The sequence below is a fragment of the Streptomyces odontotermitis genome, from assembly GCF_050510915.1.
GTDB lineage: Bacteria > Actinomycetota > Actinomycetes > Streptomycetales > Streptomycetaceae > Streptomyces.
Window position 1 is genome coordinate 853,499 of sequence record NZ_JBNJLS010000001.1, and the last position, 25,489, is coordinate 878,987.

A 25,489-nucleotide genomic window follows, 5' to 3' on the forward strand; every position below is an offset into this window, starting at 1 on the left:
CCACGTGACCGCACCCTCCGGCCCTCTGTTCCCGTCCCTGTGTCCCGGGCGCACCACCGACCGCCCCGCACTCCGCTTCGGTGAGCGCTCCCTCTCGTACGCGCAACTGGCGGACTCGGCGGGCACGTTGGCGGGACGGCTGGCGGGCGCGGGCCGCGTCGCGGTGTGGGCGACGCCGACGCTGGAGACGGCCGTCGCGGTGGTGGCGGCGCTCCTCGCCGGGGTGCCCGCGGTGCCGCTCAACCCGAAGTCGGGGGGCGGGGAGCTGGCGCACATCGTGGGGGACAGCGAGCCGACAGCGGTGCTGGCGGGGCCGGGGACTCAACTCCCGGAAGCCTTGCGGGAGTTGCGACAGGTCGAGGTCAGGGCCGAGGCGGCACCCCCAGGGTTCCGACTCCACGACACGGTACGCACGGAGACGCCCCTCGACCCCGAGTCCCCCGCCCTGATCGTCTACACGTCCGGCACGACGGGCCCGCCCAAGGGCGCCGTCCTGCCCCGCCGCGCGCTCGCCACGACGCTGGACGCGCTCGCGGACGCCTGGCAGTGGACGGCCGACGACGTCCTGGTGCACGGCCTCCCCCTCTTCCACGTCCACGGTCTGATCCTCGGCGTCCTCGGCCCGCTGCGGCGCGGCGGCTCGGTGCGCCACCTCGGCAGGTTCAGCACGGACGGGGTGGCCAGGGAGCTGAGCGCGGGGGCCACGATGCTGTTCGGGGTGCCGACGATGTACCACCGCATCGCCGAAGCGCTCCCGGACGACCAGGAGTTGAGCAAGGCCCTGGCCTCCGCCCGCCTCCTCGTCTCGGGCTCGGCGGCGCTCCCGGTGCACGACCACGAGCGGATCGCGGCGGCGACGGGCCGCAGGGTCATCGAGCGCTACGGCATGACGGAGACGCTGATGAACACCAGTGTGCGCGCCGACGGGGAGCCCCGCGCCGGCACGGTGGGCGTGCCGCTGCCCGGCGTCGAGCTGCGCCTCGTGGACGAGGCGGGCGAGGAGCTGCCGCCCGGTGACCCCGAGGCGGTCGGCGAGATCCAGGTGCGGGGCCCGAACCTCTTCACCGAGTACCTGGGGCGCCCGGACGCGACGGCGGCGGCGTTCGCGCCGGGGGGCTGGTTCCGTACGGGGGACGTGGCGCTGCGGGACGCGGACGGATACGTCCGGATCGTGGGGCGGAAGGCCACCGACCTGATCAAGAGCGGCGGTTACAAGATCGGGGCGGGCGAGATCGAGAACGCCCTGCTTGAGCACGACGGGGTGCGGGAGGCGGCGGTGACGGGCGAGCCGGACCCGGACCTGGGCGAGCGGGTGGTGGCGTGGGTGGTCCCGGCCGACGCCCAACAGCCGCCTGCCGCAGAGGAGTTGGCGGACCATGTGGCACACCGTCTCGCCCCGCACAAGCGGCCGCGGGTGGTCCGCTACCTCGCGGCGCTGCCCCGCAACGACATGGGCAAGGTGATGAAGCGGGCGCTGCGGGAGGGCTGAGGGTGGCGGCCGGGGCGGGGCGGGGCCCTTCGGCTGAGGGCGGCGGGCGGGGCGGGCCCTTCGGCTACGCCCTAAGACCGAGCCCCGAACCCGTCCCGCACCAGCTTCAGCACCTCCCCCTCGGACAGCCCGAGCTCCCGCGCCTGGTCGACGAACTCCCGTACCCGTACGAGGAGTTGGGCCCGGTCGCGGGAGCTGCGGCCGTCCACCACGACGGCGCCGCGCCCCCTGCGCAGCTCGATCAGCCCCTCCTCGCGCAGCCGCTGGTAGCCACGCAGGACCGTGTGGACGTTGACGCCGAGGGAGTCCGCGAGCATCCGGGCGGCGGGCAGCCGTTCGCCGGGGGCGACCGCGCCCTCGGCGATGGCGCGGCGCACCGATGCGGCGATCTGGTCGCCGAGGGGCTGCGGCGCGGCGGGGTCGACCCGGAACAGCATCAGCGCCTCACGGGCTCTCGGCCGGCGAGGGCGTTCAGCAGGGCGGCCGCGGTCGCCGAGTCGTCGACGGTGACGGCGAACTCCCGCCCGCCGGAGCGCCGTACGACGACGGCCTCCCCCGACCGCAGGATCACGCCGGACCGTCCGCTGCGGACGCGGTAGCCCCAACCCCCGTAATCGGCCAGCGCCCTGACCTCCCGGCTGTCTGCCCGCCCGACCTCGGCGAGCGGTACCCGCACGCGCGGCCAGGGCAGCGGCGTGAACCGGACGGTCAGCCCGTGCCGGTCGACGGTGACGTGCGGGGCGCAGAAGACGAGGCAGAGCAGCCCGCACAGCAGCGGCACGGCGCCGCTCCACCCGTCGACGTACACCATGACGCCCCCGAACACGACCAGGACCGCGCTCACGGCGCCGAGCACGCGGGAGGACGCGCGCCGGGACCAGCTCGCCACCTCCTGGTCCGCGAGGCCGAGCCTCTCGACGGGCCCGCCCGCGCCCGGCGGCGGCGCGGACTCGGGGAGGTTCCGCACCGCCAGGAAGCCGGCCCCGGCCGCGAGCGCCCCCACCCCGACGGCCGACGCGAGCTGCCACAGCGGCAGTCGAACCGTCCCGGCGTCGGCGCCGACGTCCAGGTTGGCGCGCAGCGTGGCCACCATCAGACAGCCGACGAGCCCGGCGACGCCGTATCCGATGACGAGCACCGCCCGCACCCCGCGGGCATCCCGCTGCGCGGCGGCCGCGATGCCGCCCCACAGGACGGCCATCCCGAGCAGCAGTGCGGCGGCCACGACGACGAAGGACCCGCGTGAGGAGTAGCCGTCGGCGCCGCCCCCGCCGCCGAAGTGCGTGGCGATCCGCTCCGGCAGCCGCTCCCGCCAGGCCAGGAAGAAGGCCAGGTCGACCGCGAGGGCCAGCGGGAACGGCAGTGCCGCGAGGACGACGAGACGGCTCCGGACCCGGCTCCGGAGCTGCGCTCTGATGTGGCTCATGGAAACCCCCTTGTTCGCATAGTAGTAGAACAAGTTGGGGTCCGGCGACCTCCCCCGAAGGCCGCCCACTCCGCCCACGTCGCCTACTTCACCCCCACCGCCCCGACGATCTCCTGCACCACGGCCCCACCCCGGTCATCCGCGACCGAGGCCCGCAGCGACACGGACGACGCACCGGAGGGCACCTTCAACTCCCCCTTCCAGGACGGCTTTTGGCCCTCCCTCCGCAGCTCGGCCGGGCTCCACGTCTTCCCGTCGTCGTACGACACCTCAAGCCGTCCGCCCCCGATGCTTCCGGTGTCCACGGCCCCCTTCACGTACTCGGCGAAGATCCCCACCGGGACGGTCCGGCCGCCCCGCACCGCGCCCGTGAGGTCCGTGTGCACGTCGAACCCGAGGTTCAGCAGCGGCAGATACGTCCTCCGGTCGGCCGGGGTCTCCTTCGACCTGAAGGTCCACTCGGTGTGCCCCTTCGTCGCCCGCCCCCAGACGGCCGGGGCGAGGGACGTGTCGGTCACCACCTTGTAGGTGCGCTCGGCCGGGTCCGCGTCCCAGGCGTACACGCCCGAGCCCTTCCTCCGGTCGACCAGCTTCCCGTCCGCGTACACCTCGCTGAACTGCGTCATCCCGGAGCCCTCGTCCCACACGTCGCCGAACCCGGTGTGGTCGGGCCCCGAGTCGCCCCAGCCGGGCACGTTGAACTCCAGGTCGTTGCCGGTGCGCGTCTGGCCCCAGCCGAGCCCGGTGCCGAGCCACGGGTGCCACACCGGCCGGAACCAGTCCAGCTCCCCGCGCCGCCCGCCCCGGTAGGCCACCAGGCCGCTGCGCTGCTCCAGGGACGTCGGGCCCGCCTGCGCGGACTCGTGCCACCGCGTGCCGCCGCCCGTCGACACGTACTCCGTCCGCCGCACCGGGTACGCGATCTTCTCCAGGAATCCGAGCCCGACCGGGAAGGCGTCGCTGATCGCGTACCGGAACTCGCCGCCCGCCACCGGCTTCGCCGCGTGGAACTCGGCGTCAAGGACGGCCAGTTCACGCTTGCCCGGCCGGTACGCGAGGTCCCGCTCCGGCACCGCCCCCGTGTACGACTTGGCGAGGTCGTACACGTACGGCGTGTACGGCGTCCCCGTCGACTCCACCGTCCGCCCGGCCCGCGCGGCGGCGATCAGCCGCGCCCCGTCCGCCGCGTCCACCGTCGCGATCTGCAGCGGCCGGTCCGCGTTGTCGTCCGTGCCGAACCACGCCATGAGACGCCCCGGCACATCGTCCGTCACGTAGAGCGCCTTCGCGCCCGCTTCCTGCGCGGCCCGCGCGAGCTCCGCCGGGGTGGCGCCGCCCCGGGTCCGGCGCACCACCACCGCCTTCCCCCGCACGTCCTTGCCCGCGTAGTCGGCGGGGGCGCCGCCGCCCGCGTCCACGAGGGCGAGCTTCGTGCGGCCCGCCGTCAGCGTGCCGCCGGGCTGCGGCACCGCCTCCTCCAGCCCCCGCACGGCGAGTTGGGGCTGTCCGAGCCGCCACACCGTGCGGTACGCGAAGCTGCCCCGGGTCACCTTCCGGGTGGGTGCCGCGAAGACGCTGTCGTAGGTGAGGGGCACTTGCACCGCACCCTGGAGGTCCGCACCGTTCGCCGCACGGTCGTACTCCATGACCAGTTGCCGCGTCTCGGTGCGCCGCCCCACATCGGCGACGACCCTCCTCAGCTTCCTTCCGTCCAAAGTGACGTCGCGATCCCGGTCCAACGTGATCTCGGGCGCCGCGAGGAAGCCGAGGCCCAGCGAGTCCTTGCCGCCCGCGCCGCGCACGTCCAGGAAGGAGCTCAGCGCGTACGTGCCCGGCTTCAGGCGCAGCTCGACCGTGCCGGAGTCACCGGCGGAGACCGGGAACGGCTCGGTGCCGTCGGCGAGTTGCTGCACCACGAGGTCGGCGGCGGTGGCGGCGCCCGCGCGGTCCTTGACGTGGACCGTGAGCGTGTACCGCTCGTCCTCCTTGACCAGCCCGAAGGCGGTGTGCGCGACTTCCTTGCCGCCGGAGGTGGCGACGATGCGACCACTGTTGTTCCCGACGGCGGCCTTGGCCCCGTCACCGGTCACGGTGGTCGTCGCGGTGCCGTGGGCGGGCACGGTGAGGGTGCGGTCGGCGAGTGCGCCCCCCCCTTCGCCCCCTCCTTCCACGGCAAGGCTCAACTCCACGTCGCTGTCTGCGGAGTTGGTGTAGGCAAGACTCCGCCGAACAGGGCGATTGCTGTCGTACGGCCACCTGTAGAAGCCGAGATCGAGGCTGCCCGTGGCGGTGACCTGGGCATCGACGGCATCCCCTGCGCTGACCCGCCCCGCACCCACCACATAAGCGGACGCGTCGAGTTGCGTGGAGCTGGACAGGAGCGCGTCCTTGAGCCGGGCGCCCGACCAGTCGGGGTGCCGCTCGGCGAGCAGCGCGGCGGCTCCCGCGATGTGCGGAGTGGCCATCGACGTACCGCTCATGGAGGTGTAGTAGCCCTCGCCGCCGGTCAGTTGGGAACGGGCGGCGAGGATGTCGACACCGGGCGCGGACAGGTCGGGCTTGAGCGCCTGGTCGCCGATGCGGGGGCCCTGGCTGCTGAAGTCGGCCGCGCGGTCGCCCGAGTCGACCGCGGCCACGGTCAGGGCGGCGTCGGCGGCGCCGGGCGAGCCGATGGAGGAGGGGGCGCCGCTGTTGCCCGCCGCGACGACGAAGAGCGCGCCGGTCTCCTTGGACAGGCTGTTCACGGCGGCGGCCATCGGATCGGCGCCGTCGCTCGGCTCCCGCGAACCGAGGCTCATCGACACGACCTTGGCGCGCACGTCCTTGGCGGCCCACTCCATCCCGGCGATGATCTCCGACTCGGACCCGTTGCCGGAGTCGTCGAGCACCTTGCCGACGGCGAGCGTCGCACCGGGCGCGACGCCCTTCTCCTTCCCGTCCGACGCGGCGCCGCTGCCGCCGACCGTGGAGGTGACATGGGTGCCGTGACCGTGCCGGTCGGCGACGTCCTGCCCCGGAATGAAGCTCTTCGTCTCGCCCACCCGGTCCTTGAGGTCGGGGTGCGAGACGTCGACGCCGGTGTCGAGCACGGCGACCTTCACGCCCTTGCCGGTGAGCCCGGCCTGCCACGCCTTCGGGCTGCCGATCTGCGCGTTGCTCTGCTCCATGTCGGCCCGCACGCGCCCGTCGAGCCAGACCTTCCGCACCCCACCGTGGAACCGCGAACTCCCCGTCCCATACGAGGAGTTGCCCGTCTCCCCCACAAGAGATCGCCAGAAGCCCCCCTCGCCCCGGGCGCCCTTCGTCTCGGCGCCTTTCGTCTCGACGGCCTTCGTCTCGACGGCGAGGGCGCCGATGCTCGGCAGCGCCCGCACCTTCCTCGCCCCCGCGGGCACCGCGGCATCGCGCAGGCGTTTCGTGTACGTCACGACGAGCGGCAGCGCTGCGCCCGGCTCTCCGAGCCCCTGCCGTATCAGCTCGGTGACGTCGAAGAGCCTCCGGTCGAGCACCCCGGCCCGCAGATAGGGCCGCGCCTCGTCCGGCACGACGGTGACGTGCCCGCCCGCGACCTGACTCCTGACCGCCCCACCGGCCCCGTCGGGCCGCCGCACGGTCACGGTCTGCTTGCCGCCGCCCAGTGGGGTCACGGTGACGCGGTCGCCGGTCACGAGGGTGACGGTGCGGGCGTCGGCCCGTACGGGGCGAGCCTCGCCGCCACCGGTACGGGCGACACCGTGCCCGGCCGGGAGCAGGGCGAACGCGAGCCCCACCGACACCACCAGTCGTACGCTGCGCCCCACGGGTGATCTGCTCATGCCAGGAGTCTGAAGGGCCGCGTGTGACAGGGCTGTTGACGCGCACTGGCGGAAACCCGCCACAGCACATTCCCGCCGCCCTGGGGCTCCGCCCTACGCCTCCGGCACCCTCGCGTCATACCTCGCAAACCCCCGCCACACCAGAGCCAGCACCCCCACAGCCACCACACACACCACCCCGCCCCCCACCACCGCGACCTCCGGCCCCGCCCAGTCCCCCACCGACCCCGCGAGGAACTCCCCGAGCCGCGGCCCGCCCGCGACCACCACCAGGAACACCCCCTGAAGCCGCCCCCGCATCTCATCAGGAGTGGCCGCCTGCAACATCGTGTTGCGGAACACCATGGAAGAGGTGTCCGCGTACCCGGCCAGCGCGAGAAAGAGGAGCCCGAGCCACAACTGCCGCGTCAGCCCGAACGCGGCGATCGCCCCGCCCCACCCCGCGACGGCCAGCAGAATCGCAAGCCCGTGCCGGTGCACCCGCCCCTGCCACCCGGAGAGCACCCCACCCGCGAGCGCCCCCACGGCCGGGGCGGCCGCCAGCAGCCCCGCCGTACGCGCGTCCCCCGCGAACCACACCACGGCGACGGCCGGGAACAGCGAGCGCGGATGCGCGAACACCATCGCGCACAGATCGGTGAAGAACGTCATGCGCAGATGGGGCCGCGACCCGAGAAACCGCAGCCCGTCGACGACGGAAGCCCTCTTACGGGCCTCCGCCGCACCCCCTGGCCGGGCCCCGGGCACCGCGGCCGCCCCCGCCGCCTCCGGCCGCATCGCGGGCAACCGCCACATCGCGTACAGCGAGGCACTGAAGGCCACCACGTCCACGGTGTACGCGGCCTGGTAGCCCCACACCCCGACGACGACACCCCCGAGCATCGGCCCCAGCATCGAACCGGACGTCATCGTCACGGAGTTGAGCGCGTTCGCGGCGGGCAGCTGCTCCGGCGGCAGCAGGCGCGGGATCATCGACGTACGGGCCGGGGAGTTCAGCGACAGGCAGACCGCCTGCAGCGCCACCACCGCGTACAGGAACCAGACATGGTGGAACCCGGCGAACGCGGCGACCGCGAGCGTCACCGACAGCGCGCAGGACCCGGACGCCGAGCCGAGCCCGAGCCGGCGCCGGTCCACCCGGTCCGCGACCGCGCCCCCGTACAGGCCGAGGGCGAGCAGCGGGACGAGGGAGCAGAGGCCGACGAGGCCCACGGAGAAGCTGGACCCGGTGATGTCGTAGACCTGGAGCGAGATGGCGAGCGTCGTCATCGCCTGGCCGACCCACGAGATGGTGTTGCCGAGCCAGAGGCGCCGGTAGTCGGCAGAGGTGCGCAAAGGCGTCAGATCGGCGAGTATCCGCCTTTTCTTGGCGGGCCGCTCCGGGTCCACTGGTGGAGGGGATATCGGGGGGACACCGGCTTCGTCGCCGCTCTTCGAGGTCGTTTCTGGCACAGGGGACTCTAACCGGGACGCCGTCCGCTCCCTCAAGACCACCCGTGCGGCCGCACCCCGGCCGGCTCAGCCCAGCGCGCGCGCCGCCCACGGCCACCGCACGATGCGAGACAGGGGACCGCCGCCCGGCGGTCCTCAACGGTCTGCGCTCTCGGGAGGATCTGCCATGACCGTCAGTCTGGAGCAGTTGCGCCGCTGCCATCTCGCCGTCGACCTGGGCGCCGCGCGCACCCGCGTGTTCGTGAAGGGCGCGGGCCTCGTCGTGGACGAGCCGAGCGCCGCCGCCGTGAACACCAGGACCGGCGCGCTCATCGCGGTCGGCGAGTTCGCGGAGCAGATGACGGGGCGCACCCCCGCCTACATCCGGGTCGTGCGGCCCGTCTCGGGCGGCACCGTCGTCGACATCGAGATGGCCCAGCGCATGCTCCGCCACCTGCTCGGCGAGAAGCTCCGCCGCACCCTGCGCCGCAAGCCCCGGCTGCGCGCCGCCGCCTGCACCCCGCACGACGCGGACCCGCTCGCCCAGCGCGCGGCGGTCGAGACGATGGTCGGGCTCGGGGCCCGGCGCGTGGAGCTGGTGGACACCCTGATCGCGGCGGCCGTCGGCTGCGGGCTGCCCGTGGAGCGGCCCGAGGCGACCATGCTGATGGTGTGCGGGGCGGCGACCACGCAGGTCGCGGTGCTCTCGATGGGCGCGATCGTGACCGCGGAGCGCATCCCCGTCGGCGGCGAGGCCATCGACCACGCGATCGTCCAGCACCTGCGCCACCAGCACGAACTGGTGCTGCCCAGCCAGTCCGTGCGCCCCCTGCAACTGGCGCTCAGCGGCAACGGCCTGACCCCGCAGGGCCCGGCCTCCACCGAGATCCACGGCCGGGACGTGGCGACCGGGCTCGCCCGCTCCGTGCAGGTCGACACGGCCGCCGTGCGCGACGCCATCCACACCCCGCTGACCGCCGTGCTCGACGGCATCGGCAAGGTCCTGCGGGACTGCCCGCCGGATCTGGTGGCCGACCTCGCCGACCGCGGCATCATGATGGTCGGCGGAAGCGCCCTTCTGCCCGGTCTTGACCAGATGCTTCGCAATGCGACCGGAATGCCGGTACATATCGCGGAACGGCCTGATGTATGCGCTGTTCTCGGACTTGGTGCGATGCTGGAGGGCAAGATCCAGCCGCTGGTCCTGGACCCGCTGTCCGCAGGCTGACCGGCCGAGCAGCCCGCCGGCCGAGCAGCCCACCGGCCGAGCGGCTGACCGCCCCGAACCGGAGTACGGAGTACGACGTCCCGATGACCGAAGGTCCCGCAGCACCCCGGCTCCCCCAGCTCCTGGAAGCCGTCCTCGACATCGGCACGGACCTCGAACTGCGCACCACGCTCCAGCACATCGTGTCCCGCGCCGCCGAGCTGACGGACGCGCGGTACGGGGCGCTCGGCGTCCTCGGGCCCGGCGGCAGCGGCATCGCCGAGCTGCTCACGGTCGGCCTGGACGAGGGGCAGCGGGAGCGGATGGGCCGCCTTCCCGACGGCCACTCCGGTGTCCTCGGCGCGCTCATCAAGGACGCCCGGCCGCTGCTCCTCGACGACCTGGCGGACGACCCGCGCTCCAGCGGGATGCCCCAGGGCCACCCGGGGATGCGCGGCTTCGTCGGCGTTCCGATCCGCGTCCAGGACGAGGTGTTCGGCAACCTCTACCTGACCGACAAGCGCTCCGGCTCCTTCACCGAGGAGGACGTCCAGCTCCTGGAGGTCCTCGGCGGGCAGGCGGGCATCGCGATCGGCAACGCCCGCCTGTACGAGGCGGCGCGGCAGCGCGAGCGCTGGATCGAGGGTGCGGCCGCGGTCACCACGTCGCTGCTGACCGGGGAGGCGGCGGCGGACGCGCTGTGGACCGTCGCGGAGCGGGCCCGGCTGCTCGCCGAGGCCACCGCCGGGGTGATCCTCCAGCCCACGGAGCAGGGCGGCATGCGCATCGTCGCGGCGTCCACGAACGACCCGCGGGGCCCGCACCCCTCGCTCCGCTTCCAGAACGACCTGATCGGCACCACCATCCAGCCGGGCACCGCCGTCCTGGAGCAACTCCTCGGCGGGGAACCGGTGTTCATCGAGGACTCGGCGACCGACCCGCGCATGACCACCCCGGTGCGCAGCCGCTTCGGCCCCAGCATGATGCTGCCGCTGCAGGCGGGCGGACAGCTCATCGGCACCCTGGCCCTGCCCCGGCACCGCGGCGCCCGCCCCTACACCCCGGCCGAGCGGCTGCTCGCCACGCAGTTCGCCTCGCAGGCGGCGATCGCCCTCGTCCTCGCGGACGCCCAGACGAGCCGGCAGCGCCTCGCGGTCTTCGAGGACCGCGACCGGATCGCCCGCGACCTGCACGACCTCGTCGTCCAGCGCCTCTTCGCGACCGGCATGATGCTGGAGTCCACCCGCCGCCGGGCCCAGCTGCCGGTGGTGCAGGACACCCTCGACCGGGCCGTGGACGAGCTGGAGGCCACCATCCAGGAGGTCCGCACGGCCATCTTCGCGCTCCAGCAGCCCCCGGCCGACGCCCCGACAACCTTCCGCGGCAAGGTACTTCGCGAGACGGCGGGCGCCGCCGCGGTCCTCGGGCTCCAGCCGTCCGTGCACTTCACCGGCGCCGTCGACGCCCGCGTCACCGACCCCCCGGGCAGCCACCTCCTGTCCGCCCTGCGCCGCGCCCTCGCCGCCGTCTCCCGCCGCACGGACGTGACCCGCGTGGACGTGACGGTCGACGCGACGGCCGCGCTGCCGGACGGGCGCGAGGCGGTGCGGCTCACGGTGCACGACGACGGCAGGACGGACGACGGGGCCACGGGCACGACGGAGACGTGGCAGGCCCCGCTGCAGTGAGTCCGGGTGACAACTGAAGCCGAACAGCTGACACTTCCTGAAATCTGTCACCTCTACGGCGTCACAGCGCCACCAGCGACACCTCGGTCGCCTTCACGCTCGTCCACACCTCGGTCCCGTCCATGAGCCCCAGGTCGACCGACGCCTGCGGGGTGATCTCGGCGACCAGGTCGGGCGCCCGGTCCGAGGTGATCAGGACCCGCAGCCTGCTGCCCGCCGCCGTGATCTCGCGCACCGTCCCCGGCCAGACGTTGCGCGGACTGCCCTCGGGCTTGTCCCGGTGCAGCGACACCGCCTCGGGCGCGATGATCGCGAGCGCCCGGGTGCCCTCGTCCAGCGGGTCGGCGACCACCAGCTGCCCCGCTCCGGCGAGGGCCAGCGTCCCGTCCGAACACGCCGTCCCCGGCCAGGCGTTGCGCCCCAGCATCCGGGCCACCCACGGCGAGCGCGGATGCCGGGCCACCTCGGCGGGCGGCGCGTCCTGGAGGGTGCGCCCCTCGTCGAGCACGAGGACGCGGTCGGCCAGCGACACGGCCTCCACCGGATCGTGCGTGACGATCAGACAGACGCCGCCGAAGGAGTCGAGGTGGCGGCGCAGGGTGTGCCGGACATGGGCGCGGGTCGTCTGGTCGAGGGCGGCGAGCGGCTCGTCGAGCAGCAGCAGCCGGGGCCGCGCCGCCAACGCCCGCGCCAGGGCGACCCGTTGGGCTTGACCGCCCGACAGCTGCGCGGGCTTGCGGTGCGCGAGGTGGCCGACGCCGAGCCGGTCCAGCCACTCCCGCGCCGCGCGCCGGGCCGCCGGCCGCGCCACGCCCTGCGCGCGCAGCCCGTACGCCGTGTTGGTCAGGGCGCTCAAGTGCGGGAAGAGCGCGCCCTCTTGGGGCACCCAGGCGACGCCGCGCCGGTGCGGCGCCAGGGCGGTGACGTCGCTGTCGCCGAGCCGGAGCTCGGCGCGGGCGCGCGGGGTGAGGCCGAGCAGGGCGCGCAGCAGCGTGGTCTTGCCCGCGCCGTTCTCGCCGACGACGGCGATGGTGGTGCCGGGCTCGGCGTCGAGGGTGAGCCGGTTGAATCCGGTGACGTCGGCGTGCAGGGCCCAACGCTCCTGCGGTGCGGACGACTTGACGTCCGCAGGAGGTGCGACGGGCGCGTCGAGCCCCGGCACGGACTCCTCGGCCACCACCCGCCGCTTCGCCCGCCGCCCCCCGTCGGCCGCCCCGCCCGTCCACCGCCCGCGCAGCGCGACGAGGACGGCCATCGCGATGGCGAGCAGCAGCAGCGATACGGAGGTCGCGGCCTCCGGCGAGTCCTGGAGCAGCAGATACACCTGGAGCGGCAGTGTCTGCGTGGAGCCCGGCAGGTTCCCCGCGAAGGTGATGGTGGCGCCGAACTCCCCGAGCGCCCGCGCCCAGGTGAGCGCAGCCCCGGCGGCGAGCCCGGGGGCGACCATCGGCACGGTGACGGTGAGGAAGACCCGTACGGGAGAGGCCCCGAGCGACGCGGCGGTCTCCTCGTACCCGGGCTTCAGCCCCGCGAGGGCCCCCTCCAGGCTGATGACGAGAAAGGGCATCGCCACGAAGGTGGCGGCGACGATCGCGCCCGAGGTGTGGAAGGGCAGCACGATCCCGAAGGTGTTCTCCAGCCAGGGCCCGATGAGCCCGCGCCGCCCGAACCCGAGCAGCAGCGCGACACCGCCGACGGTCGGCGGCAGCACCATGGGCAGCAGCACGAGCGACCGCACGAGCGCCTTGCCGGGAAACTCCACCCGGGCCAGGACCCAGGCCAGCGGCACCCCGAGCACGATCGAGAACCCGAGCGCCCAGAAGGACACGTACAGGGAGAGCTTCAGCGCCTCGGTGACGCCGGGGCTGGTGAGGTGGGTGCCGAGGTCGCCCCACTCGGTGCGGGCGAGGATGCCGAGCAGCGGCAGCGACAGGAACGCGACCGCGAGCAGGGCGGGCACGGCGAGGGCGAGGGGCGGGCGGGTGCGCCCGGGTGCGTGTTTCCGGAGAAGGCTGCTCATGGCGGGTTCCTGGGAAGGGTTTCAGCCGGGGCCCGCCGCGTGGGTCGGGCCCCGGGTGTCGGGGGTGCCCGGCCCCCCGACCGGGCACCCCCGCGCGAGGGTTATGGCTTTTGGAAGCCCGCGTCCTGGAGGATCTTCTGCGCCTTCGGCGTGCTGAGCCACTTCACGAAGTCCGCGGCCTCCTTGCCGTGCCCGGACTCCTTGATGGTGGCCGCCGGGTAGGAGGCGACGGCGTTCTGCGCGTCCGGGATGTCGACGGCGTCGGTCTTGCCGGTCGCCGACGCGGCGTCCGTCTTGTAGACGAGACCGGCGTCGGCCTCGCCGAGCTCGACCTTGCTGAGGACGGCGCGGACGTTGGGCTCCTTGGAGACCGGCTTCACCGTCACCTTCTGGGCGTCGAGGATCTGCTTGCTGTACCGGCCGACGGGCACGGTGTCGTCGGCGAGGACGACCTTCAGCTTCTCGTTCGCCAGGTCCTTGAGTTCCTTGACCTTGTCGGGGTTGCCCTGGCGGGTGGCGATGACGAGGCGGTTCTTGGCGATGACGGCCGGGGTGCCGGTGTCGGCCTTCAGGCCGTCCATGGTCTTGGTGTCGGCGGTCACCAGGACGTCGCCGCCGGAGCCCTGCTTGACGTGCGCGGCCAGCTCCTGCGAACCGGCGAAGGAGGGCGTGAACCTGGTGCCGGGGTGCTCCTTCGTGTACGCCGCCTGGAGCTTCGGGAGCACGTCGGTGAGCGAGGAGGCGGCGAGGACGGTCAGGTTGACGTCCTTCGAGCCGGCGGCGCCGTCCTTCTTGCCGTCGTCGTCGTTGCCGCAGGCGGCGAGCGGCGTGAGCAGCGCGACGGTGACCAGCGCGGCGGCGGCACGGCGCCTGGTGAGGACCGGGGAGAGGGAACGGGACATGAGGGTAGGACTCCTTGCCGGGCGGGGCGACGGGGACGGCCGCCGCTGAACTGGGGCCGCAACGAGCGGTGTTGACGGCTCAGGGGAACAGCGGTGTGGGGGCGCGCTGCGCGGGACGGCTCAGGTGCGGTCGATGTGCACGCTGGTCGACTTCACACGGGCGGTGGCCTCCATGCCGACCTCGAGGCCGAGCTCCTCGACCGCTTCGCGGGTCAGCAGCGACACCAGCCGGTGGGGGCCTGCCTGGATCTCGACCTGCGCGGCGACGTCGCCGAGCTTCACGGCGGTGACGATGCCGGGGAAGGCATTGCGCGCCGAGGTGTAGGAGGCGTCCTCCTCCGTGTTCCCGCTCTGGGCGAGCTCGACGGAGAAGGCGGCGAGGGCGCGTCCGTCGATGAGGCGGCGACCGCCCTCGTCACGGTGCGTGGCGACCCGGCCCGCGTCCGCCCACCGCCGTGCGGTGTCCGGGCTGACGCCGAGCAGGCGCGCCGCCTGGCCGATTGTGTAGGACTGCATGTGCGACAAGGTACGGCTCTCAACCTTGCATTTACAACCTGTAGTGGGATCTTCCATGGCACCTGCGATGCGCCTGTAGAAATGCACAAGCCCGCGGTCATGAATCAGGGCGGATCCGCAAAGTGGGCAAGCGCACGTTTAGCCGGGCGCACCCGGAAGATTGCGCACCCTTTCCGCGAATCGTCCACGAGATCCTCGCGATCCATGGAGGAAGCAGGGCACCGCCAGGAAGATGCACACCGGTCAACTCCTCAACATTCGCCCGAAGTTGTCCGCATCTGCCCCGTTGCGCGGCCGCCGCCTTTCCCGCCCCGTCGACCGGCCGGTAGGCATGGACACCCCACCTCACTGGAGTAGTCCCGGGCGCTGTTCCCGAGGGCCTCGGCAAGGGTGGGGGAACCAGTCCCCGTGAGAGAGGGAGTCCATGGCAACGCTGTGCAAGCCCGCCGTCAGTGTCCCGGAACATGTGATCACCGTCGAGGAGACGCTGGAGCTGGCGCGCACGCTGCACGCCGGCCACCCTCAACTCCCGCTCGCACTCAGACTGATAGCCAACACGGGCGTGCGCACCCGGCACCTCGTGCAGCCCATCGAGGAGACCCTGCGCCACCCCGGTTTCGAGGACCGCAACCGCCTCTACGAGGCCGAGGCGAAGGCCCGGGTGCCCGCCGTGGTGCGCCAGGCCCTGGACAACGCGGGCCTGTGCGCCGCCGACATCGACGTGATCATCTACGTCTCCTGTACGGGCTTCATGATGCCGTCGATGACGGCCTGGCTGATCAACACGATGGGCTTTCCCGGAGACACCCGGCAGATACCCATAGCCCAGCTCGGCTGCGCCGCCGGCGGTGCGGCCATCAACCGGGCGCACGACTTCTGCACCGCCTACCCGGACGCCAACGCCCTCATCGTGGCCTGCGAGTTCTGCTCCCTCTGCTACCAGCCCACGGACCTGGGCATCGGCTCGCTCCTGTCCAACGGCCTGTTCGGCGACGGCATCGCCGCGGCCGTCGTCCGCGGCCACGGCGGCACGGGCGTCACCCTGGAGCGCAACGGCTCCCACCTGGTGCCCGCCACCGAGGACTGGATCTCCTACGACGTCCGCGCCACCGGCTTCCACTTCCTGCTCGACAAGCGCGTGCCCACCACGATGGAGCCGCTCGCCCCGGCCCTCGAGGACCTCGCGGCCGACCACGGCTGGAACGCCTCCGACCTGGACTTCTACATCGTCCACGCGGGCGGCCCGCGCATCCTGGACGACCTGAGCACCTTCCTGCACGTGCCCCCGGAGGCGTTCCGCTTCAGCCGGGCCACGCTCACCGAGCGCGGCAACATCGCGAGCGCCGTCGTCCTGGACGCGCTGCGCCGCCTCTTCGAGGAGGGCGGCGCCCACGAGTCGGCGCGCGGCCTGATCGCCGGGTTCGGCCCGGGCATCACGGCGGAGATCTCCCTGGGCCGCTGGACCCACGACGCGAGCGCCGCGGCCCGGGTCGGCGCCCGCGACACCGGCGACGACGTGGAGGCCCTCGTATGACATCCCGTACGACCGGGACGGCGGCCGGCGAGCGGGGCGAAAGGCCGGACGAAAGCGGTTGCCCCTTCACCGCCGACGACGCCACCGACACCACCACCCCGCCCCCCGTCCGCGACTGGCCCGCCCTCGACCTGGCGGGACCCACCGACTTCGACCCGGTCCTCGGCGAGCTGATGCGCGAGGGCCCGCTCACCCGGATCAAGCTGCCCCACGGCGAGGGCTGGGCCTGGCTGGTGACCCGCTACGACGACGTGAAGCAGGTGACCAACGACGCCCGGCTCAGCCGCGAGGCGGTCGTGGGGCGTCACGTCACGCGCCTGGCACCGCACTTCATCCCGATGCCGGGCGCCGTCGGCTTCGTCGACCCGCCCGACCACACCCGGCTGCGCCGCGCGGTGACGTCGGCGTTCAGCGCCCGGCACACGGAGCGCCTGCGCGGCCGCGTCCAGGGCGCCCTGGACGCCCTCTGCGACGAGCTGCTCGCCCAGGGCCCGCCCGCCGACCTCACCGAACGCCTGCTCACCCCGTTCCCCATCGCGGTGATCAGCGAGGTCATGGGCATCCCCGGCGAGCACCGCAAGGACATGCACGACTGGACCCAGCTGATCCTCTCCTCCTCCGAGGGCGCCGACCGCAGCGAGCAGGCCAAGCAGGCCATGGCGGCCTGCTTCACCACACTGATCGGCGAGCGCGCCGACGGCGAAGACGTCGTGTCCCTCCTGGGCACGGCGGTCGCCCGCGGCGACCTCTCGCAACAAGAGGCGGTGGGTTTCGCCATCCTCATCCAGATCGGCGGCGAGGCGGTCACCCACAACACCGGCCAGATGGTCCACCTCCTGCTGTCCCGCCCCGACCTGTGGGACCGGCTGCGCACGGACCGCGCCGTGCTGCCGCGCGCCACCGACGAACTGCTCCGCTTCATCCCGCACCGCAGCGCCGTGGGGCTGTCCCGCATCGCCCTCGAAGACCTCGACCTGTGCGGCCGCACGGTCCGCGCGGGCGAGCCGGTCTACGTCTCCTACCTGGCGGCCAATCGCGACCCGGACGTCTTCCCGGACCCCGACACCGTCGACTTCGACCGCTCCCCCGCGAGCCCGCACGTCTCCTTCGGCCACGGCCCGCACTACTGCGTGGGCGGCCTGGTCGCCCGCATGCAGTCGGAGCTCCTGCTGACGGCGCTCCTGGACCGCTTCCCCGGCCTGGCCCTCGCGGTCCCGCCGGACGAGGTCCGCTGGCGCAAGGGCGCCCTGATCCGCGGCCCCGAGGCGTTGCCGGTCACCTGGTGAAACGGCGCCCGGCGAACGACGAGCGAGGAGGCCCGACGCCCCCATGACCGCACTGACTCCCCCGGCCCCCGAGGGCCTCCTGCTCCCGCCCGGCCACGGCCGCACCGTCCGCACCGCCGCCCAGGAGGTGACGTTCAAGGTCACCGGCGCGCACTCCCGCATGGCCTCCAGCTTCGAGGTGACGGTGCCGCCGGGCTTCGACGTCGGCGCCCACGTCCACACCCGCAGCGAGGAGCTCTTCTACGTCCTGGAGGGCGAGCTCGACATCCTGGCCTTCGAGCCCCGCGTGCGCACCCCCGACCGCTGGCAGCGCTGGGAGTCGCCCACCGGGCGCCGCGTCACCCGGGCCACCCCCGGCACGGTCATCGCGGTCCCGCCCGGCTGCCCGCACGCCTTCGCCAACCCCACGGACACCCAGGCCCGCATGTTCTTCCTGTCTTCCCCGCCCCCCGACCACGAGCGCTACTTCGACGAACTCCTCGACATCCTGGCCGCGGCCGAGCCCCCGGACCCGCCCGACCCCGCCGCCATCGCGGAACTCCGCACCCGCTACGACATCGAACAGCTGACCCCCCTGCGTCACAGCCATTGACAGTCCGTCAGACGGTCTGGACCATACCGGCGGAGAAAGCGTTTTCCATCGCGCCCACACCTTCGAAGGGTGACGCCATGAGAGACCGCACCACCGCCGCACTGCTCACCGCGACCGCCTGCGCCTACGCCCTCCTGACAGCCCCCACCACCCACGCCACGACGGCACCCTCCGCCACCGGCACGGGCCTGATCGACCCGGCGACCCCGACCCATGCCCAGCCTCTCGACGCAGAGGCGGCCCAGACCCTCGTCTTCAGCGACGAGTTCGACGGCGCCACGGTCTCCACCGCCCGCTGGACCGCCCGCGACCAGGAGCGCGCCGGAGCGGCCCCCGGTGACCGCTGGTGGTACAAACCCGCCAACGTCCGCACCGACGGCAAGGGCGCCCTCGCCATCGACGTGGGACAGCTGGGCCCGAACCAGTACTCCGGCGGCCGCATCGACAGCCAGGGCAAGTTCGCGTACACCCACGGCACCCTCGAAGCCCGCGTGCACACCCCGGCGCGGACCAACGGCCACCTCGCCGCGGTCTGGCTCCAGGCGGACGCGGGCCTCACCCCGGGCGGCGCGGTCGACGGCACGGCCCGCGACGGCGCCGAGATGGACATCACAGAGACCAACTACCAGGCCGACAAGTTCTCCGCGACGCTCCACTGGGACGGCTACGGCGCCGACCACCAGTCCTCCGGCACGGTCGCGAACGCCCCCGGCCTGCACAGCACCTGGTACCACACCTTCGGCCTGAAATGGACGCCCACGCAGCTGCAGTTCCTGTACGACGGCACGGTGGTCCGCACGGTCACGGACCCCAAGCTCATCAGCCAGGTCAAGGAGTTCCCGATCCTCTCCCACGAGGTCCTCGACAACTGGGCCGACGGCTCCGTCCACGACGAGACGTTCGACTGGCACGCGACGATGTACGTGGACTACATCCGCGTGTGGCAGTAGATCCGTGTGTGGCAGTGACCCCCGCCCGCCCCTACGGTGATCGCGTCCGAGGAAGACGGCTCGACGTAGGGAAACACCCCATGCTCACCGCGGTATTCGTGCGCACGCTCAAGCCCGGAGTCACCGACGAACAGTTCAGAGCGGCCTGGGCCCCCGAGAACCGCGAGGGCGCGTATCCGGCCCGGGTCACGGTCGCCCGCAACACCGCCGACGACCGCCAGGTCATCACGGTCCTGCACCTGGACATGACCCTGGCCGAGTTCCAGGAGCGGGCCGCTTCCCTGACCCGCCCCGACGCCCTGGACCGCCTCGCGGAGATCGTCGAGAGCACCGAGCTGACCGGCGTCTTCGAGGACGTCTTCGACGAGACGGCACTGTGACGGCCCTGTCGGGCCGAAGCCTTCACCGCAGGTCGAAACGTTCCTGCCGGGGGAGCCTTGGTGGGGCGGGTGGGACTCGAACCCACGGCCGACGGATTATGAGTCCGCTGCTCTAACCGGCTGAGCTACCGCCCCTAACGGCGCGTCGCGCACATTTGTGCGCGCCGTCTGCCGCAGCATAGCCGCTCATACGATCTCCTGCTTCGGATGGTCGGCATCGCTCGACCATGAGGACCGCGCCCGCGCCCGCGTGGTTCCACCAGGGACGAAATCCCGCACAAAGAAGGACCCTTGAGGCTCACCTCAAGGGTCCTTCGACAAGCTCTCCCGACTGGACTCGAACCAGTAACCTGCCGGTTAACAGCCGGCTGCTCTGCCAATTGAGCTACAGGAGACCGAGCTCCCCCGACTGGACTCGAACCAGTAACCTGCCGGTTAACAGCCGGCTGCTCTGCCAATTGAGCTACAGGGGATCGTCTCGCTTGCAACGATGTCACCTACCTGGGGATTCCCGGGCGGCGGGCGCTCGCTGCGACACATACATTAGCGCAAGCAGGGGGGTGCTCCGCCAATCGGTATCCCCTGCGACCGACGTCGACGCAAGGGAAGGGTGGCAGTCATGCGCTACCGGCTCACATTCGTCGCCGGGCTGGCTCTCGGGTATGTGCTCGGGACCCGCGCCGGACGCGAGCGCTACGAGCAGCTGAAGAAGTCCGCCCGAGAGGTCGCCCAGAACCCCGCCGTGCGCAACACCGTCGAGTCCGCGGCCCAGCAGGGCAGGGACGTCGCGGGCAAGGCGCTCCACTCGGTCTCCGAGAAGGTGGGCGACCGGATGCCCGACTCCGTGGCCGAGCGCGTGCGGTCGCTGCGCGAGCGGGGGCAGGGCGGCGGCGAGGACGACGACTGGGGCACCAGCAACACCTAGGGGCCGGGGCCTTCGGGGCGGACGGTTGCGGGGCGGTGCGCGTGGTGCGGCAGAATTCCTGGCATGGGGATAGTCGCAGGGCTGGACAGTTCGCCCGATTCCACGCGCATCGTCGTCTGTGACACGGACACGGGGGCCGTACTCAAGCAGGGCTATGCCCCGCATCCGCTGGAGAGCGCCGAGGGCGGGGGCCGTCCTTCGGACGTGGATCCGCAGGCGTGGCTGCTGTCCCTCGGCGAGGCAGCGGGCGGGGGGCTGCTCGAGGGCGTGCAGGCCATCGGCGTATCGGCGCAGCAGAACGCGCTGGTGCCGCTGGACGCGGGGGGTGTCACGGTGCGGCCCGCGCTCGTGGGCAACCATCCGCGGGCGCAGGTCGCCGCGGCGGATCTGATCGACGGGCTCGGTGGGCGGCAGCCCTGGGCCGAGGCCGTGGGGGCGGTGCCGCAGTCGGCGCTCCCCGTCACGAAGCTGCGCTGGCTGGCGAAGAGCGAGCCCGATGCCGCGCGCCGGGTGGCGCTGCTGATGCAGGCCCACGACTGGCTGGTGTGGCAGCTGCTCGGGCGCCCGGCCCGGCGTACGACGGACCGGGGCGGGGCCTCCGGGACCGGGTACTGGTCGGCGGCCACGGGCACCTACCGGCCTGATCTGGTGGAGCTGGCGCTCGGGCACCAGGCGATGCTGCCCGAGGTGATAGGTCCCGCCGAGGCGGCCGGGACGACGCCCGAGGGGCTGCTGATCTCGGCGGGCACCGGCGAGACGATGGCGGCGGCGTTCGGGCTCGGGGTGCGGCAGGGCGACGCGGTGGTGTCGCTCGGGGCCTCGGGGTCCGTGATGGCCGTGCACCATGAGGCGCTCGTCGACCCGAGCGGGATCATCACCTCGCTCGCGGACGCCACGGGCATGCATCTGCCGGTGGTGCATACGCTCAACGCCGTACGGACGCTGCGCGGGACGGCGGAGATGCTGGGCGTGGACGGGCTGGAGGCGCTGTCCGAGCTTGCGATGAAGTCGACTCCGGGGGCGCACGGGCTGGTTCTGCTGCCCTATCTGGAGGGCGAGAAGACGCCCAATCTGCCGCATGCGGCGGGGACGCTGACCGGGCTGCGGCGGGAGTCGATGAAGCCCGAGCACCTGGCGCGGGCCGCCTTCGAGGGCATGCTGTGCGGGCTCGCGGACGCGCTCGACGTGCTGCGCGGCCGGGGCGTGGACGTGCAGCGGGTGTTCCTGCTCGGGGCGGCCGCCGAGCTGCCCGCCGTGCAGGCGGCGGCGCCGATGCTCTTCGGCACGCAGGTCGTGGTTCCGCAGCCCGCGGAGTACGCGGCGATCGGTGCGGCGCGGCAGGCCGCGTGGGCGCTGACCGGGCAGCTGCCGCAGTGGCAGGGGGCCACGGCGCAGGTGTTCGAGCCCGGTGAGGAGCTGGCGGTGGGCAAGGCGGTGCGACAGCAGTACGTGACGGTGCGGGAGCAGGCGCACCCCGGGGCGATGGCGGGAGCGTAGGGGCGGCGTCGCGGAGCGTAAGCCCTTTCTGGAGGCTTTCTGGGGTGGGGCCGTTTTTTGACCCGGTCATGGGTTAATCCGTTGTACGCCGACGGGTCAGGTGGCGGAGGATGGTGGGCGACCTCGCCCATGAAGCCATGAAGAGAACCTCCCAAGCCTGACTCGAGAGACCGAGCGTGCTCATACGACTCCTGCGGACCCACCTCGGTCCGTACAAGAAGCCCATCGCCCTGCTGGTGCTGCTGCAGTTCCTGCAGACCTGCGCCTCTCTCTATCTGCCCACCCTGAACGCGGACATCATTGACAACGGTGTCGTGAAGGGAGACACGGGCTACATCCTGTCGTTCGGCGGTCTCATGATCGCCGTCACCGTGGTCCAGATGGTCTGCAACATCGGCGCCGTCTTCTTCGGCGCGCGGACCGCCGCCGCGCTCGGGCGTGACGTCCGGACCGCCGTCTTCGACCGCGTGCAGTCGTTCTCCGCGCGCGAGATGGGCCAGTTCGGGGCACCCTCGCTGATCACCCGGACCACCAATGACGTCCAGCAGGTGCAGATGCTCGTGCTGATGTCGTTCACGCTGATGGTGTCCGCGCCGATCATGTGCGTCGGCGGCATCGTGATGGCCCTCGGGCAGGACGTGCCGCTCTCCGGTGTCCTGGTCGCCGTCGTCCCCGTGCTCGGCATCTCCGTGAGCCTCATCGTGCGGAAGCTGCGCCCGCTGTTCCGCACCATGCAGGAGCGGCTCGACACGGTGAACCGGGTGCTGCGCGAGCAGATCACCGGCAACCGCGTCATCCGCGCCTTCGTGCGGGACGACTACGAGAAGGAGCGCTTCCGGGGCGCCAACGCCTCGCTGACCGAGGTGTCCCTGGGGACCGGCAAGCTGCTCGCGCTGATGTTCCCCATCGTGATGACCGTCGTGAACATCTCGTCGATCGCGGTGGTGTGGTTCGGCGCCCACCGCATCGACAGCGGCGGCATGCAGATCGGGGCGCTCACCGCGTTCCTCGCGTATCTCATGCAGATCGTGATGTCCGTGATGATGGCCACCTTCATGTTCATGATGGTGCCGCGCGCCGAGGTCTGCGCCGAGCGCATCCAGGAGGTCCTGGACACGGAGTCGAGCGTCGTGCCGCCGGCCGACCCGGTCCGCAAGCTGCTGCGCCACGGCCACCTCGAAGTGCGCGGGGCCGGGTTCCGGTACCCGGGCGCCGAGGAGCCGGTGCTCAAGGCGATCGACCTGGTCGCGCGCCCCGGGGAGACCACCGCCGTGATCGGCTCGACCGGCAGCGGCAAGTCGACGCTCCTCGGGCTCGTACCCCGGCTGTTCGACGCCACCGACGGTGAGGTCCTGGTCGACGGCGTGGACGTGTCGACGCTCGACCCCAAGCTGCTCGCGAAGACCGTGAGCCTGGTGCCGCAGAAGCCGTACCTCTTCGCCGGCACCGTCGCGACGAACCTGCGCTACGGCAATCCCGACGCCACCGACGAGGAGCTCTGGCACGCGCTCGAGGTGGCCCAGGCCAAGGACTTCGTGGAGAAGCTGGAGCACGGGCTCAACGCGCCCATCGCGCAAGGCGGTACGAACGTCTCCGGCGGCCAGCGGCAGCGCCTGTCGATCGCGCGGACGCTCGTACAGCGCCCGGAGATCTATCTCTTCGACGACTCGTTCTCCGCGCTCGACTACGCCACGGACGCCGCCCTGCGCGCGGCGCTCGGCCGGGAGACCGCCGAGGCGACCGTGGTGATCGTCGCCCAGCGCGTGTCGACCATCCGGGACGCCGACCGGATCGTGGTCCTCGACGAGGGCCGCGTCGTCGGCACCGGCACCCACGGCGAGCTGATGGACGGCAACGAGACCTACCGGGAGATCGTGCTCTCCCAGCTGACGGAAGCGGAGGCGGCCTGATGGCAGGGCCAGGCGGAATGATGGCGGGCCCCCCGCAGAAGTCGCTGGACTTCAAGGGGTCCGGCAAGCGGCTGCTCGCGCAGTTCAAGCCCGAGCGGGCCACCATGTACGGGATGCTCGTCGCGGTCGTCCTCAGCGTCGGGCTCTCCGTGGTGGGCCCGAAGATCCTGGGCCGGGCCACCGACCTGATCTTCGCGGGCATCGTCGGGCGCGACATGCCGGAGGGCGCCACCAAGGAACAGGCGCTGGAGAACCTGCGCCAGGGCGGGCACGGCGGCATGGCCGACATGCTCTCCGGGCTCGACTTCACCCCGGGCAAGGGCATGGACTTCGGCGCCATCGGCTCCGTACTGCTCCTGGCGCTGTGCACGTTCCTCGCGGCCGGTCTGATGATGGCGATCGGGACGCGGCTCTCCAACCGCGCGATCAACCGGACCGTGTTCCGGATGCGCGCGGACATGCAGGCGAAGATGTCGCGGCTGCCGCTGTCCTACTTCGACAAGCGCCAGCGCGGCGAGGTCCTCAGCCGCGCCACCAACGACATCGACAACATCGGGCAGACGCTCCAGCAGACGATGGGGCAGCTCATCAACTCGCTGCTGACGATCATCGGCGTCCTGGTGATGATGCTGTGGATATCCCCGCTGCTCGCACTGGTGGCGCTGATCACCGTGCCGCTGTCGTTCCTCGTGGCGACGAAGGTCGGCAAGCGCTCTCAGCCCCAGTTCGTGCAGCAGTGGAAGACCACGGGAAAGCTCAACGCGCACATCGAGGAGATGTACACCGGCCACACCCTGGTGAAGACCTTCGGGCGCCAGGAGGAGTCGGCCAAGGCGTTCGCCGAGCAGAACGACGCGCTGTACGAGGCCGGGTTCAAGGCCCAGTTCAACAGCGGTGTCATGCAGCCGCTGATGTTCTTCATCTCGAACCTGAACTATGTGTTGGTGGCCGTCGTCGGCGGTCTGCGGGTGGCCTCCGGGTCGCTGTCCATCGGTGATGTGCAGGCGTTCATCCAGTACTCGCGGCAGTTCTCGATGCCGCTCACGCAGGTGGCCTCGATGGCGAACCTGGTGCAGTCCGGGGTCGCCTCGGCCGAGCGGATCTTCGAACTCCTGGACGCGGACGAGCAGGAGGCCGACCCCGTGCCGGGCGAGCGCCCCGACCAGCTGCGCGGCCGCGTCGAGATGGAGCACGTCTCCTTCCGGTACGAGGAGGACAAGCCGCTCATCGAGGACCTGTCCCTGACCGTGGAGCCGGGCCACACCGTCGCGATCGTCGGGCCGACCGGTGCGGGCAAGACGACGCTCGTGAACCTGCTGATGCGGTTCTATGAAGTCACGGGCGGGCGCATCACGCTGGACGGCGTCGACGTGTCGAAGATGTCGCGGGACGAACTGCGGTCCGGGATCGGCATGGTGCTCCAGGACACGTGGCTGTTCGGCGGCACGATCGCCGAGAACATCGCGTACGGCGCCGCGAAGGACGTCACGCGCGAGGAGATCGAGGAGGCCGCGAAGGCCGCGCACGCGGACCGGTTCGTCCGGACGCTGCCCGAGGGCTACGACACCGTCCTCGACGACGAGGGCACCGGGGTGAGCGCGGGCGAGAAGCAGCTCATCACCATCGCGCGGGCGTTCCTGTCCGACCCGGTGATCCTGGTGCTCGACGAGGCGACGAGTTCGGTGGACACGCGTACGGAGGTGCTGATCCAGAAGGCGATGGCACGCCTCGCGCACGGCCGCACTTCCTTCGTCATCGCGCACCGTCTGTCGACGATCCGCGACGCGGACACCATCTTGGTGATGGAGAACGGGGCGATCGTCGAACAGGGCACGCACGACGCCCTGTTGGCGGCCGAGGGGGCCTATGCACGGCTGTACGCGGCCCAGTTCGCGCAAGCCGTGGCAGAGGTCGACTGAGG

Annotated in this window: 19 protein-coding genes and 3 tRNA genes; 12 read left to right on the forward strand and 10 right to left on the reverse strand. The window is 72.3% G+C overall.

Features of this window, described 5'->3' with window-relative positions; translation table 11 throughout:
- The first annotated feature begins 4 nt into the window (after nt 1-4).
- Complete coding sequence (locus ACQB60_RS03965) at nt 5-1,489, forward strand: acyl-CoA synthetase (RefSeq protein WP_496924372.1); 1,485 nt, start codon at nt 5-7, stop codon at nt 1,487-1,489.
- Between the two features lie 71 nt (nt 1,490-1,560).
- On the opposite strand, the gene ACQB60_RS03970 is transcribed toward ACQB60_RS03965, so the two are convergent.
- The 4 genes from ACQB60_RS03970 to ACQB60_RS03985 form a co-directional block, all read right to left on the reverse strand.
- Nucleotides 1,561-1,926 carry a GntR family transcriptional regulator gene (locus ACQB60_RS03970; RefSeq protein WP_496924373.1) on the reverse strand — a complete coding sequence of 122 codons (366 nt, stop codon included), beginning with the start codon at nt 1,924-1,926 and terminating at the stop codon, nt 1,561-1,563.
- On the reverse strand, nt 1,926-2,915 hold the full coding sequence (locus ACQB60_RS03975; protein WP_496924374.1) for a DUF1648 domain-containing protein: 990 nt from the start codon (nt 2,913-2,915) through the stop codon (nt 1,926-1,928). The genes ACQB60_RS03970 and ACQB60_RS03975 overlap by 1 nt, the downstream gene beginning before the upstream one ends.
- Nucleotides 2,916-2,998: 83 nt before the next feature.
- Nucleotides 2,999-6,730 (reverse strand): S8 family serine peptidase, encoded by a 3,732-nt coding sequence (locus tag ACQB60_RS03980; RefSeq protein WP_496924375.1) that lies wholly within the window; start codon nt 6,728-6,730, stop codon nt 2,999-3,001.
- Between the two features lie 93 nt (nt 6,731-6,823).
- Nucleotides 6,824-8,134, reverse strand: a complete 1,311-nt coding sequence (locus tag ACQB60_RS03985; protein WP_496924772.1) for an MFS transporter — start codon at nt 8,132-8,134, stop codon at nt 6,824-6,826.
- A gap of 214 nt (nt 8,135-8,348) precedes the next feature.
- Here ACQB60_RS03985 and ACQB60_RS03990 point away from each other — a divergent pair, with 214 nt between their 5' ends.
- Complete coding sequence (locus tag ACQB60_RS03990; protein ID WP_384831099.1) at nt 8,349-9,389, forward strand: rod shape-determining protein; 1,041 nt, start codon at nt 8,349-8,351, stop codon at nt 9,387-9,389.
- An 83-nt stretch (nt 9,390-9,472) separates the two neighbouring features.
- Nucleotides 9,473-11,056, forward strand: a complete 1,584-nt coding sequence (locus tag ACQB60_RS03995; protein WP_496924376.1) for a sensor histidine kinase — start codon at nt 9,473-9,475, stop codon at nt 11,054-11,056.
- Nucleotides 11,057-11,117: 61 nt separating this feature from the next.
- On the opposite strand, the gene ACQB60_RS04000 is transcribed toward ACQB60_RS03995, so the two are convergent.
- From ACQB60_RS04000 to ACQB60_RS04010, 3 genes are all read right to left on the reverse strand, one after another.
- Nucleotides 11,118-13,076: an ABC transporter permease gene (locus ACQB60_RS04000; protein WP_496924377.1), complete on the reverse strand. Its 1,959-nt coding sequence runs from the start codon at nt 13,074-13,076 to the stop codon at nt 11,118-11,120.
- Between the two features lie 101 nt (nt 13,077-13,177).
- A complete protein-coding gene (gene modA, locus ACQB60_RS04005) occupies nt 13,178-13,978 on the reverse strand; it encodes a molybdate ABC transporter substrate-binding protein (protein WP_496924378.1) in 801 nt (266 codons plus the stop codon).
- A 120-nt stretch (nt 13,979-14,098) separates the two neighbouring features.
- Nucleotides 14,099-14,494: a TOBE domain-containing protein gene (locus ACQB60_RS04010; RefSeq protein WP_496924379.1), complete on the reverse strand. Its 396-nt coding sequence runs from the start codon at nt 14,492-14,494 to the stop codon at nt 14,099-14,101.
- Nucleotides 14,495-14,918: 424 nt separating this feature from the next.
- Here ACQB60_RS04010 and ACQB60_RS04015 point away from each other — a divergent pair, with 424 nt between their 5' ends.
- The 5 genes from ACQB60_RS04015 to ACQB60_RS04035 all read left to right on the forward strand — a co-directional run bounded on the left by ACQB60_RS04015 (nt 14,919) and on the right by ACQB60_RS04035 (nt 19,236).
- Entirely contained in the window at nt 14,919-16,028 is a 1,110-nt protein-coding gene (locus ACQB60_RS04015; protein WP_496924380.1) for a type III polyketide synthase, read from the forward strand.
- Nucleotides 16,025-17,314: a cytochrome P450 gene (locus ACQB60_RS04020; RefSeq protein ID WP_496924381.1), complete on the forward strand. Its 1,290-nt coding sequence runs from the start codon at nt 16,025-16,027 to the stop codon at nt 17,312-17,314. Before ACQB60_RS04015 ends, ACQB60_RS04020 begins: the two co-directional genes overlap by 4 nt.
- Nucleotides 17,315-17,357: 43 nt before the next feature.
- Complete coding sequence (locus tag ACQB60_RS04025) at nt 17,358-17,906, forward strand: cupin domain-containing protein (protein WP_496924382.1); 549 nt, start codon at nt 17,358-17,360, stop codon at nt 17,904-17,906.
- 77 nt (nt 17,907-17,983) lie between these two features.
- Nucleotides 17,984-18,856: a glycoside hydrolase family 16 protein gene (locus ACQB60_RS04030; protein ID WP_496924383.1), complete on the forward strand. Its 873-nt coding sequence runs from the start codon at nt 17,984-17,986 to the stop codon at nt 18,854-18,856.
- Nucleotides 18,857-18,936: 80 nt separating this feature from the next.
- Nucleotides 18,937-19,236, forward strand: coding sequence for a hypothetical protein (locus tag ACQB60_RS04035; RefSeq protein WP_496924384.1), 300 nt, complete (start codon nt 18,937-18,939; stop codon nt 19,234-19,236).
- A 58-nt stretch (nt 19,237-19,294) separates the two neighbouring features.
- On the opposite strand, the gene ACQB60_RS04040 is transcribed toward ACQB60_RS04035, so the two are convergent.
- The 3 genes from ACQB60_RS04040 to ACQB60_RS04050 form a co-directional block, all read right to left on the reverse strand.
- Nucleotides 19,295-19,371 (reverse strand) — tRNA-Ile (locus tag ACQB60_RS04040).
- A gap of 187 nt (nt 19,372-19,558) precedes the next feature.
- Nucleotides 19,559-19,631: transfer RNA gene (locus tag ACQB60_RS04045), tRNA-Asn, on the reverse strand.
- A 5-nt stretch (nt 19,632-19,636) separates the two neighbouring features.
- Nucleotides 19,637-19,709, reverse strand: a tRNA-Asn gene (locus ACQB60_RS04050).
- 146 nt (nt 19,710-19,855) lie between these two features.
- Here ACQB60_RS04050 and ACQB60_RS04055 point away from each other — a divergent pair.
- From ACQB60_RS04055 to ACQB60_RS04070, 4 genes are all read left to right on the forward strand, one after another.
- Nucleotides 19,856-20,161, forward strand: coding sequence for a YtxH domain-containing protein (locus ACQB60_RS04055; protein ID WP_384831128.1), 306 nt, complete (start codon nt 19,856-19,858; stop codon nt 20,159-20,161).
- A gap of 63 nt (nt 20,162-20,224) precedes the next feature.
- Entirely contained in the window at nt 20,225-21,658 is a 1,434-nt protein-coding gene (locus tag ACQB60_RS04060) for an FGGY family carbohydrate kinase (RefSeq protein ID WP_496924385.1), read from the forward strand.
- Between the two features lie 176 nt (nt 21,659-21,834).
- The gene (locus ACQB60_RS04065; RefSeq protein WP_496924386.1) at nt 21,835-23,568 is read left to right on the forward strand and encodes an ABC transporter ATP-binding protein; all 1,734 of its coding nucleotides are present in this window, start codon (nt 21,835-21,837) and stop codon (nt 23,566-23,568) included.
- Nucleotides 23,568-25,487 (forward strand): ABC transporter ATP-binding protein, encoded by a 1,920-nt coding sequence (locus ACQB60_RS04070; protein WP_496924387.1) that lies wholly within the window; start codon nt 23,568-23,570, stop codon nt 25,485-25,487. Before ACQB60_RS04065 ends, ACQB60_RS04070 begins: the two co-directional genes overlap by 1 nt.
- Nucleotides 25,488-25,489: the final 2 nt, after the last annotated feature.

Coding starts and splice junctions, on each gene's coding strand:
- ACQB60_RS04010 (WP_496924379.1), bottom strand. CDS start 14,494: ATGCAGTCCTACACAATCGGCCAGGCGGCGCGCCTGCTCGGCGTCAGC.
- ACQB60_RS04025 (WP_496924382.1), top strand. CDS start 17,358: ATGACCGCACTGACTCCCCCGGCCCCCGAGGGCCTCCTGCTCCCGCCC.
- ACQB60_RS03970 (WP_496924373.1), bottom strand. CDS start 1,926: ATGCTGTTCCGGGTCGACCCCGCCGCGCCGCAGCCCCTCGGCGACCAG.
- ACQB60_RS03975 (WP_496924374.1), bottom strand. CDS start 2,915: ATGAGCCACATCAGAGCGCAGCTCCGGAGCCGGGTCCGGAGCCGTCTC.
- ACQB60_RS03980 (WP_496924375.1), bottom strand. CDS start 6,730: ATGAGCAGATCACCCGTGGGGCGCAGCGTACGACTGGTGGTGTCGGTG.
- ACQB60_RS04055 (WP_384831128.1), top strand. CDS start 19,856: ATGCGCTACCGGCTCACATTCGTCGCCGGGCTGGCTCTCGGGTATGTG.
- ACQB60_RS03995 (WP_496924376.1), top strand. CDS start 9,473: ATGACCGAAGGTCCCGCAGCACCCCGGCTCCCCCAGCTCCTGGAAGCC.
- ACQB60_RS04060 (WP_496924385.1), top strand. CDS start 20,225: ATGGGGATAGTCGCAGGGCTGGACAGTTCGCCCGATTCCACGCGCATC.
- ACQB60_RS04020 (WP_496924381.1), top strand. CDS start 16,025: ATGACATCCCGTACGACCGGGACGGCGGCCGGCGAGCGGGGCGAAAGG.
- ACQB60_RS03990 (WP_384831099.1), top strand. CDS start 8,349: ATGACCGTCAGTCTGGAGCAGTTGCGCCGCTGCCATCTCGCCGTCGAC.
- ACQB60_RS04030 (WP_496924383.1), top strand. CDS start 17,984: ATGAGAGACCGCACCACCGCCGCACTGCTCACCGCGACCGCCTGCGCC.
- ACQB60_RS04015 (WP_496924380.1), top strand. CDS start 14,919: ATGGCAACGCTGTGCAAGCCCGCCGTCAGTGTCCCGGAACATGTGATC.
- ACQB60_RS04035 (WP_496924384.1), top strand. CDS start 18,937: ATGCTCACCGCGGTATTCGTGCGCACGCTCAAGCCCGGAGTCACCGAC.
- ACQB60_RS04070 (WP_496924387.1), top strand. CDS start 23,568: ATGGCAGGGCCAGGCGGAATGATGGCGGGCCCCCCGCAGAAGTCGCTG.
- ACQB60_RS04000 (WP_496924377.1), bottom strand. CDS start 13,076: ATGAGCAGCCTTCTCCGGAAACACGCACCCGGGCGCACCCGCCCGCCC.
- modA (WP_496924378.1), bottom strand. CDS start 13,978: ATGTCCCGTTCCCTCTCCCCGGTCCTCACCAGGCGCCGTGCCGCCGCC.